This is a genomic window from Clostridium sp. Marseille-P2415, assembly GCF_900155545.1.
In the GTDB taxonomy this organism is placed as follows: domain Bacteria; phylum Bacillota; class Clostridia; order Lachnospirales; family Lachnospiraceae; genus Lacrimispora.
The window spans coordinates 3,913,041-3,916,009 of the sequence record NZ_LT732526.1 but is presented as its reverse complement, the minus strand read 5'-3'; the positions used below and the strand labels follow the sequence as shown (position 1 = coordinate 3,916,009).

Genomic DNA, 2,969 nt, shown 5'->3' with positions numbered 1-2,969 from the left:
CCTTAACCACAAACGAGTCCCTCTGATTAAACTTTATGAAAGGGCTTTGGCAAAATACCGCTGCCGCTCTAGTGGAAAATCTGCTTGATTTTCTATCCCATCTGTTTCATACTGGAAGTATTCAAAGATGGGAGGCGCTTCAATGGATCCAAAACAATTAGAGGAACTCAGACAAAAATATATCAAAAATCCTCCGGAAGGCATGACTGCCAAGCTGGTAAAAGGTATGACCGATTCTGACTTGCTTGACATGCATTATTTCCTTATTGAGGATGATGACCTTGATGATGATGAATTTGAAGAAGGGTTTTATATCTTCTAACTCAACATCGTCTGTTACCTATGCCCTGCTTTTGCAGGGCTATTTGTTTACATAAACCATAATTCGTGAGGAATTTCCTATTATATGAAAAACAGCCATCATGGATCGCTGCACATGTCCATATGTATGAATACTTTGGCGGTGTTGCAAAGATCCTCGTCCCGGATAACTGTCGTACTGCAGTTGACCACAACAAAGGCTGGAAAGACCAACGGATCAATGCGGTCTATCAGGAGATGGCAGAACATTATGGCACTGCCGTTATCCCCGCCCGCGTCCGGGCTCCGAAGGATAAGCCAAATGCTGAGGGCTGCGTGGGTAACATCTCCACTTGGATCACAGCAGCTCTGCGCGATGAACAGTTCTTTTCCATCGGTGAGCTTAACCGGGCTATCCACCAAAAGCTGGAGGCTTTCAGCCGACGCCCTTTCCAGAAAAAAGAGGGCAGCCGGTATGAGATCTTCCGCAACGAAGAACTGCCACTGCTGACACCTTTACCTACTGCCCCGTATGAACTGGCGGAATGGAAACAAGCCGCCGTCCAGTTCAATTATCACATATCTTGCGCTGGAATGCTATACTCAGTTCCGCATGAATACATAAAACGCAAGGTTGATGTACGGGTCACAGGTACGACGATTGAAATATTTTATAGTAATAACCGTATTGCCTCCCACCGCCGTCTCTACGGTCGCAAGGGGCAGTACAGCACCATTACCGAACATATGCCGGCCTCCCATCAGCAGTATCTGGAGTGGAACGGCGACCGTTTCCGCAAATGGGCGGAACGGATCGGCACCGGCACATACCAGGTAGTGGATGGCATCCTTAACTCCAAACGTGTGGAACAACAGTCCTACAGGAGCTGTATGGGCCTTCTGAAGCTTGCCGACAAGTATTCTGTCGACCGGCTGGAGGCGGCCTGTACAAAGGCCCTCTCCTTAACCGCCACGCCCAGTTATAAGAGCATTAAGAACATCCTTGATACCGGCAACGACAGGGCAGCACCATCGGACAAAGGGCTGGCACCTGATGCACAGGCCACATCCACACAGAACAGCCACGCGCTCACCAGAGGCGCTGATTACTACAGGAGGTAGGACCATGACCATTCAAAGTACAATGGATAAACTGATCGAAATGCGCCTGACAGCCATGTCAGATGCGTTCCGTATACAGATCGATGACCCTAAAATGAAAGAGGTTGCCTTCGAAGACCGCTTCGGAATGTTGGTCGATGTTGAGTACAGCAACCGGAAGAACAACAGCTTAAAGCGCCTGATCTGCAATGCCGGGTTTGACCAGCCGGAGGCCCATATCTCTGATATTAACTATACATCCGGCCGTAGACTCAACCGGGTATTGATCGAGAGGCTTGCAACCTGTGAGTACATCACAGAGAACAGGAACCTCTTTATCACAGGTGCTACAGGCAGCGGCAAAACCTATCTGGCATGCGCATTCGGCATGGAGGCATGCAAGCATCGTTTCAAGACCAAATACATCCGTCTTCCTGACCTTCTCCTTGAACTGGAGATAGCACGAAGCGACGGCACTTACAAAAAAGTACAGGCCAAGTATGCGAATCCCGTTCTTCTTATCATAGATGAATGGCTCCTGCTGAAGCCGACAGAATCAGAACAGCATGACATCCTGGAATTGCTGCACAGGAGACGCCGGAATTCTTCCACGGTCTTCTGCTCACAGTATGACTCAAACGGATGGTATGACCAGCTTGGCGGAGATGACAGCCCTCTTTCCGAGGCCATTCTCGACCGCATCAAGCATGATGCCTATAAGATCAATATCATTCCAACAGACCCGGTAAACTACCGGTCTATGCGGGAGGTATACGGATTAGATCCAGCATTAAGCGAGTAAACTCGCACAAAGCAGCTTATTAACGGTATCCCTGTTCCGGTCTAGCGGTATTGTCTGACCGGAACAGCGGTATCCGTTCTTCCGGAACATCGGTACAATTTCATGGTTCTTCCGCAAATATCCGTTTTGTATCTTTCGCTTATAAAGTTTATATGATATACTATAATGCTATAGGAGATACTGTTTATGAACGATACTACAGCATTAAATTTAGATAAATTTTATCCAACAGAGTTATTGAGAATTACAGAAATTATTGTGGACAGAACCAAAATAAAAATCCGTATGAAATCCGCAACCGAATCTTGCGAATGTCCTGAATGTAAACAAATTTCTAACCAATACCATGGCACCTATATTCGCAAGGTACAGGATCTGCCTATTTTAGGAAAACAGGTAGAGCTTGAAATAACTGCACACGAATATAACTGTGAAAATGATTCTTGCAAGGTTTCTACAATTGCTGAAACCTATAATGGTTTCCTCAATTACTATAGCCGTATGACGGAGCGATGCGCTGATTTTATCAGTACATTAGCATTGGAAACGAGCTGCGAAGGTTGTTCCCGTATCTGTAAAGAGATGGGCATTCGCATCAGTGGCGATAGTGTAATACGCCTTTTGCTGAAACGCTTTGAGAATCAGGCACCTTCAGAGTGTGGTGAAATCGTAGGTATTGATGATTTTGCTTTCAAAAAAAGAAATACCTACGGCACTATTATTGTAGATGAGAAGTCACACAACCCCATTGCCATACTTGATGGAC

3 protein-coding genes and 1 pseudogene are annotated in these 2,969 nt (G+C 46.3%); all 4 read left to right on the top strand.

Annotation, left to right across the window (positions count from 1 at the left end; translation table 11 throughout):
• Positions 1-142: 142 nt before the first annotated feature.
• Positions 143-322 (top strand): hypothetical protein, encoded by a 180-nt coding sequence (locus BQ9856_RS22870; protein ID WP_077609371.1) that lies wholly within the window; start codon positions 143-145, stop codon positions 320-322.
• Between the two features lie 86 nt (positions 323-408).
• Positions 409-1,422, top strand: a pseudogene (locus tag BQ9856_RS22865) (Mu transposase domain-containing protein); the annotation flags it as partial.
• A 4-nt stretch (positions 1,423-1,426) separates the two neighbouring features.
• Entirely contained in the window at positions 1,427-2,203 is a 777-nt protein-coding gene (locus BQ9856_RS22860; RefSeq protein ID WP_077613039.1) for an ATP-binding protein, read from the top strand.
• 186 nt (positions 2,204-2,389) lie between these two features.
• The coding region (locus BQ9856_RS22855; RefSeq protein WP_077613038.1) for a transposase family protein at positions 2,390-2,969 on the top strand (580 nt) is incomplete at its 3' end.

What these genes read in the sequence shown, in the direction of transcription:
- BQ9856_RS22860 (WP_077613039.1), top strand. Translation starts at nt 1,427, where the DNA reads ATGACCATTCAAAGTACAATGGATAAACTGATCGAAATGCGCCTGACA.
- BQ9856_RS22870 (WP_077609371.1), top strand. Translation starts at nt 143, where the DNA reads ATGGATCCAAAACAATTAGAGGAACTCAGACAAAAATATATCAAAAAT.